Genomic DNA, 6,579 nt, shown 5'->3' on the forward strand with positions numbered 1-6,579 from the left:
GAGGCCGTCGACCACCGTGCCGGCCCTGCTGATCGTCAGATCTCCGTCATGGACGGTCAGCTTCGTACCGGCAGGCACACCCGTGTTAGACGAGCCCGGACGACCAACCGGGGTCGGTGACGGGCGCGTGACCGCACCAGCCACCTCCATCGCCGCCGCGGAGAGGTAGGCATTGCGATCGCACTGGCCTTCGACGTAGTTGTCGTTCACCAGATCGATGCGGACGTCGTGGAGGCCGTCGCCTAGCGAGGGTCCGACTGCGACGGAACCGTCGGGTCGAGCGTCGTCCAGCGTCACGCGACCCGACGGAACGCCGTCGACGGACACGGCAACGACGGCCCAACCCTCGCAGTCGCTGCTCCTCCCCGAGAGGATCACCCGCCCAGATCCCGCGATCTCGGTCGTGGCATAGCTGCTGTTGCCCCACAGGACCGCCTCGGTACTCGCTGCACCCTCCGGGCTGGCGGCCGCGGCTCGGATGGTGCCGTTGACCACCTCGAACTGGGACGACGGGGGTTCCGCCTCGTTGTCGGCCGCAGCGACCATCCCTGCCGGAGCAAGCAGGCCGAGGGCCGCGATCACGACGACGGCCGGGCGACGGGAGTGGGGCTTGGAGGGACGGCGGTGTGTGGCGTTGCGGATCCGATGGACGCTGTGTCGGCGAAGCATGCGCTGGACTATAGGTCGCACAACCGGTGAGATTCGTGACGAGTTTGGGCCACCCGATCGTGGCCCAAATACGACAGACCGGACCGATCCCTGCCATAGCGCCCCCGGCGATGAAGATCAGCACTTTTAGGGCTGCGTGTGACCTGCATCACCGTGTAGAACGCGGCGTTGTGGTCAGCCTGCTCCATCGCGGCAGACGACGGCACGGAGGGTCCGCGCGGCGATCCCCAGGTCCCGGCGCATGGTCCAGTTGTCGACGTAGTCGATGTCGAGGCGTACGGCTTGCTCCCAGTCGAGGCTGGACCGGCCACTGACCTGCCACAATCCGGTCATCCCAGGCTTCACTCGCAAGCGTCGCGCGATCCAGTCGTCGTACTGGTCTCGCTCGGAGAGCAGACCAGGACGCGGCCCAACGAGCGACATGTCGCCCCTCACCACGTTGATCAGCTGGGGGAGCTCGTCGAGAGAAAGCTTGCGCAACGCGCGTCCGAGGCGCGTGATCCTGGGATCGTCACCGATCTTGAACAGGAGTCCGGCGCCCTCGTTGAGCTCCCGAACCTCATCGAGGCGCTCCTCCGCGTCGACGACCATCGTCCGAAGCTTGATCATCGTGAACGGATGACCGTTGCGTCCGGCCCGAACCTGGCGGAAGAAGGCCGGGCCGCGGGAGTCGAGCTTGACCAACGCCATCAACACCAAGAGGAGCGGCGACGCCAGCAGAAGCAGGGCGAGGCCGCCGACGCGGTCGAGCAGGTCCTTGCCCCACAGCCCGAGCGACGACGGCTTGGGGGACGAGACGTCGAGGAGCATGCGGCGCCCGACCACCACCGGCTCGACACGGTGCGGCATCACGCCGTTGAGATCGGTCGCCACACTGACGGGCACACGTGCGCGCTCGAGCTGCCAGGTCAGACGGCGCACGTCGTAGACACTGAGCGCCGCACCGGGCGCGATGACCACCCAATCCACGGCACACGAACGAGCGACCGTCTCGACGTCTGCGGGTCGGCCGAGGACGGGGACGCCGCTGACGTCGTCGGGGAGCGGCTCGCCGGGGGCGGTCGGGACGCACGCGCCGACAACATCCATGCGCTGATTGGTGGCCCACGGGTTCACCACGTCGCGGATGCCATCCCCGTCTCCGACGACGAGAACAGCGAAGGCAGGACGACGCCGCCGCTCGAGGAGGCCGGCGACGAGGGCCGTCGAGCACGCGGTGAGCACGACAGCGAGAGCAGCACGAACGTCGCCGGGGGCCAGGAGCTCGACTGCAGCAAGAGGCGTCAACGTCACAGCAGCGGCAGTGACCGTGCGTCGCGCGTAGCGCCGGGCGTCGTTCGTCCTCACGATGCCCGGCTTCGCAACCACCGCGTATAACGGGAGCAGAACCAGCACGAGGCAGAGGGAGGAGACGATCGGCCCGGCCGAGACCGCGGCTGCGGCCGCGGCCGTAGCGGCGAGGACGGGAAGCCCGAACCACGCGATGTCGGAAACACGGTCACGGTGGCGCCCGAGGGACCGTCGCGTCGGCCCGCCGGGGAGGATGTCTGCGGTCTGGCCGGGCACGGCAAGCCGCAGTGGGGCCGTTCCGCTCAGATCCGTGTCGCTCATCGCCGACGTACTCCGACTTCCTGCTTGATCAAACCTCGCCCACCGCGAGAGCGGTGGACTTCGTCGCCGAGAACATGCTAAGGCTCCGAAGGTTCTCCCTCCGCCACTTTTCGATAACTGTCCCGGCGGGTCTCGGCCCATGGTGAAAATGTCCCTGCCGTGACTCTCCGGTTTCCTACGTTCGGTCCATGGCGAGTGTGGTGATACCCCTCTCCGGTTGGATGACTCAGGGGATCGAGACGACGGCGAGACTGGCCGGCGCAGCAGCGCTCACACACCTCGTGACGCGTGCCATCACGCTCGGGGCACTGCTCGTCGCGAGCCAGGGCCGCGGCGGCCTGGGCACGGCGATCGAGCGCTGGGACGGCCGCTGGTACCGCTCGATCGCAGAGCACGGCTACCCCGACGCCTTGCCGCGACAGGCCGGCGGTGACGTGGTGACGAACGAGGCCGCCTTTTTCCCGCTGTACCCCTGGAGCGTGCGGCCGTTCGTCACGCTCGGGGTGCCGTTCTGGCTCGTCGCCGTCGTGGTCGGGCTGGTGGTCAGCACAGCTGCGGCGGTCGTGATCGCGCTCACCGTGCGCGAGTACGCGACGGCGCGCGCGGCCTTCTTCGTCTCGGCCGCTTGGTCGGTCTTCCCGACTGCCGCCGTTCTCTCGACCGCCTACGCCGAGGGCCTCTTCACCCTCCTCGCGGCGGCCACTCTCTACGCCGTGCTGCGACGCCAGTGGTGGGCCGCGGGCGTGTGCTGCGCGCTGGCCGGGTTCACGCGGCCGACCGGCGTCATCCTCGTCGCCGCCGTGGCGGTCGCCGCGGCGCAGGCAATCGTCACCCGTCGCGACGTGCGCAGCCTCGTGGCGGTGGCTCTCGGCTCGCTCGGGGTCACCGGTGCGATCGCGCACGCAGGACTTCGGACGGGTGAGCTCGACGCCTGGTTCGTCACCCAGCGGGAAGGTTGGCAGGTCAGGTTCGACGGTGGATACACCTTCTGGCGATGGGCGGCGGGGGCGACCTCGGGGCCTCGTGGGATGCTCGCCCCGGCTCTCGCCGTCGCCGTGGTCGGGCTCATCGTCCTCACCGTCCTCGCCCTCGTGGCGCGGCCCCCTCTGCCGGTCGCGACCTACCTCGTCCTCGGCATGCTGCTCGCGCTCGGACAGGGCGGCGCCTTCTATCTCTCGATGGTCCGGTTCGCCCTCCCGATCTTCCCGGTCCTGCTCCCTCTCGGGGTCCTCCTCGCCCGGCTCCGGACCGGCCTCGCCGTCGCGGCTGTCGGCGCGGCGTGCGTGGTCTCGGCGCTGGTGGGCGTCTACTACTTCACCGTTCCTACGGCGGCGTCACCGTGATCCACCCCACACAAGGGGAAATGTCCGGTTATGGGAACGTCGAGCTGCCGGCCTCACTAAGATGTGGCGACGGGTGGCGCCGACGTCGTTCGACGTCGGGAAGGAGTGTGCTGTGGAGCGTGTGATCGGGTACGCGCCTGGGGTCTACGACCTGTTCCACGTGGGCCACCTCAACGTGCTCCGCCATGCCAAGGGATTGTGCGACCACCTGATCGCCGGTGTGGTCACCGACGAGATGTGTCTGCGCGCGAAGGGGTCCCTCCCCTTCGTGCCACTCACGGAGCGGCTGGAGATCGTCCGGCACATCGAGTTCGTCGACCAGGTCCACGCCGAGGACGTGCCAGACAAGCTGGACACCTGGAAGGTCCTTCGCTTCGACCGGATCTTCAAGGGAGACGACTGGCGCGGTACGCCCAAGGGCGACAAGCTCGAGCGCGACTTCGCCACCGTCGGCGTGGAGGTCGTCTACTTCCCCTACACGGTGCACACGTCGTCCACGATGCTGCGGCGCGCGCTGAGCAGCGTCGTGGGTGAGGGGCAGGACCATGAGTCTCGCACCGGTCACCTCGACGCCTGAGTCCTCGTCCGTCGAACGCGGCAGCCGGCGTGCGCCGTGGGCGGCGGGCGCGCTCGGCGCTCTCGTCGCCTTCGCCGGCTCCTGGATACCGTCGTTGTGGACCGACGAGGCCGCCACCTCGTACGCCGCCTCGTTGTCGATGACCGAGCTCCGCGAGCTGACCGGCAACCTCGACGCCGTCCACGGCGTCTGGTACGCCTTCATGCACGGATGGGTCGAGGTGTTCGGGCAGTCGGCGCTCGCCCTCCGGATGCCCAGCGTGCTGGCGGTCGGAGTCGCGACCGCCGGCGTGTACGTGCTCGGGCGCCTTCTGGGAGGCGCTCGGCACGCGGTGTTCGCAGCGGTCATCTTCGCCCTCATGCCGCGAGTGACCTGGATGGGCATCGAGGCGCGGTCGTCGGCCCTCGTGACCGCGGTCGCCGTCTGGCTGACGGTGCTCCTCCTCACCCTCCTCCGCGGAGACCGACGGCGTGGGCTGTGGGCCGCGTACGCGCTCGGCGCGGCGGTCCTCGTCGCACTGAACGTGTACGCCGCGCTGGCGGTGCTCGCTCACGGCGTGACCGTGGCTCTCATCGCACGCCCGCACCTGCTGCGCTGGCTGGCGGCGTCCGCATCGGGCGCCCTCCTGGTCTCACCCCTCGTCTGGGCGGCGGGAGGCCAGGGCGGTCAGCTCGGCACGCCGGACGACTCCCTCCTGACGCTGGGCCGTCAGGTGGTCGTCAACCAGTACTGGCTCGGCGAGACGCCGACCAGCCTCACCGGCGCCGGCGGCGGCTCGGCATGGGAGCCCGCACAGTGGTGGATGGTCTCGTCGGTGGTGCTGGCGACCGTCGGCTGGGTGCTGGTGGTCGTCGCGGTGCGACGCGGGCTGCGGTCGCCCGTGGGCCGTCAGGTGCTCGCCTGGTCGCTGCCCGCCGTCGTCGTGCCGACGACGGTGCTCGTGTCTCTCGCCGTAGCGATGAGCCCTTCTCTCTACAACTCCCGCTATCTTGCGTTCTCGGCGCCGGGGGTCGCCCTCCTGATCGGCTGGGCACTCACGACCTTCGACACCCGGGGCCGGCAGTGGACCGCTGTCGCTCTGGTCGTTGCTCTCACCGTGCCGGTGTACGTATCCCAGAGAACACCCCACGCGAAGTCCGGGGCGGACTGGGAGCAGGCGGCGTCCTTCGTCGAGGCCCGTCGTCAGGACGGGGACGCCGTCTACTTCGCACCCCGCGACCCGACGCGGTCGTGGCCGGTGGCCCGCACCATGCGGTTCGTGGCGATGGCCTACCCAGAGGCGTTCGACGGTCTGCGAGATCTCACCCTACGCACACCTCCGACGGACACCGACGACCTGACAGGTCTCTCTGCATCGCTGGCCGAGTCCCAGGTGCGGGCTGAAGCCGGCTCCCGCCTCTGGCTGATCCGGCGTGTCGGCTATCCCGACGCCGATGCCGAACGCCGCCTGGTGGAGGGGTGGGGGTTCCGAGAGGCGAGCAGGCGGGAGGGACCCCAGACGGTCGTCGTCGAGTACGAGCGTGCCACGGTCGAGTGATCCGCACTGCGGACGGATGCCTTTGGGATGAGGATGGACGCAAAGGGACAAATCAACCCGGAAGCGCCCAATGCGAACTATCATCCTTGCCTGCTGCGTGACCGTGGCCGCGCTCCTCGGTCCGCCGCCGGCGACGGCGTCGGCGCTCGTACCGAGCGAGCCGACGGCGACGACGACGGTGCCAGGAGCTCCTCCGGCTGGGTTCTCGGCCCGCCGTCCAGTGCGGGTCCGCGCGGCCACCCTCCTGCGTGCACTCCCGGTGCGCCGAGAGGCGCGTGCCGGCTACCGCGCATCGAAGTTCGGCGGCTGGACTCGCCGTGGCAAAGGCTGCGGAAAGCGAGACATGATCCTCTCCCGACGCTCGACGGCGAAGGTTCGCACGCGGGGAGCCTGCACCGTGGTCAGCGGTCGGTGGCGATCCCAGTACGACGGTCGGACGGTCCGTCGCGCGTCGCGCGTGGCCGTCGACCGCCGTGTTCCGCTCCGTGAGGCCTGGAGGTCGGGCGCGAGGAGGTGGAACCGCGCCACGCGTCGTGCATTCGCCAACGACACCGGCTACGCCGAGACGGTGGTCGTGGTGACCAAGCAGGCACAGCGTGCGAAGCACGGCCGTGATGTCACCCGCTGGCGCCCACGCCACGCCACGTGCGCCTACACCGCCCGCTACGTCGCGGTGAAGTACCGGTGGCGGCTCGGTGTGGACCCGGGCGAGCGGCGCCTCATTGGCCGGGTTCTCGCTCGCTGCCCCAGCTCCGCGACGGCGGTGAGCCGGCCGGCACGGGCCTGGGTCCGGCCCCTTCCCAAACAGCGCAGCCGCGTCCCGCGGCCCGGCGGCCGGCCAC

The 6,579-nt window shown here is 69.8% G+C and carries 6 protein-coding genes; 4 read left to right on the top strand and 2 right to left on the bottom strand.

Features of this window, described 5'->3' with window-relative positions; all coding sequences use genetic code 11:
- Together KV097_RS18855 and KV097_RS18860 are read right to left on the bottom strand one after the other, a co-directional pair.
- The coding region (locus KV097_RS18855; protein ID WP_220366795.1) for a hypothetical protein at nucleotides 1-669 on the bottom strand (669 nt) is incomplete at its 3' end.
- 174 nt (nucleotides 670-843) lie between these two features.
- Entirely contained in the window at nucleotides 844-2,280 is a 1,437-nt protein-coding gene (locus KV097_RS18860) for an exopolysaccharide biosynthesis polyprenyl glycosylphosphotransferase (RefSeq protein WP_220366796.1), read from the bottom strand.
- A 188-nt stretch (nucleotides 2,281-2,468) separates the two neighbouring features.
- Between KV097_RS18860 and KV097_RS18865 the strand changes: the two genes are divergently transcribed.
- The 4 genes from KV097_RS18865 to KV097_RS18880 form a co-directional block, all read left to right on the top strand.
- Nucleotides 2,469-3,623 carry a hypothetical protein gene (locus KV097_RS18865; protein WP_220366797.1) on the top strand — a complete coding sequence of 385 codons (1,155 nt, stop codon included), beginning with the start codon at nucleotides 2,469-2,471 and terminating at the stop codon, nucleotides 3,621-3,623.
- A gap of 112 nt (nucleotides 3,624-3,735) precedes the next feature.
- Nucleotides 3,736-4,200: an adenylyltransferase/cytidyltransferase family protein gene (locus KV097_RS18870; protein WP_220366798.1), complete on the top strand. Its 465-nt coding sequence runs from the start codon at nucleotides 3,736-3,738 to the stop codon at nucleotides 4,198-4,200.
- Nucleotides 4,169-5,737: a glycosyltransferase family 39 protein gene (locus tag KV097_RS18875; protein ID WP_220366799.1), complete on the top strand. Its 1,569-nt coding sequence runs from the start codon at nucleotides 4,169-4,171 to the stop codon at nucleotides 5,735-5,737. The genes KV097_RS18870 and KV097_RS18875 overlap by 32 nt, the downstream gene beginning before the upstream one ends.
- A gap of 97 nt (nucleotides 5,738-5,834) precedes the next feature.
- On the top strand, nucleotides 5,835-6,579 hold a 745-nt coding region (locus KV097_RS18880; protein ID WP_220366800.1), incomplete at its 3' end, for a hypothetical protein.

The organism is Mumia sp. zg.B17, from assembly GCF_019550915.1.
In the GTDB taxonomy this organism is placed as follows: Bacteria; Actinomycetota; Actinomycetes; order Propionibacteriales; family Nocardioidaceae; genus Mumia.

Coding starts and splice junctions, on each gene's coding strand:
- KV097_RS18860 (WP_220366796.1), bottom strand. CDS start 2,280: ATGAGCGACACGGATCTGAGCGGAACGGCCCCACTGCGGCTTGCCGTG.
- KV097_RS18865 (WP_220366797.1), top strand. CDS start 2,469: ATGGCGAGTGTGGTGATACCCCTCTCCGGTTGGATGACTCAGGGGATC.
- KV097_RS18875 (WP_220366799.1), top strand. CDS start 4,169: ATGAGTCTCGCACCGGTCACCTCGACGCCTGAGTCCTCGTCCGTCGAA.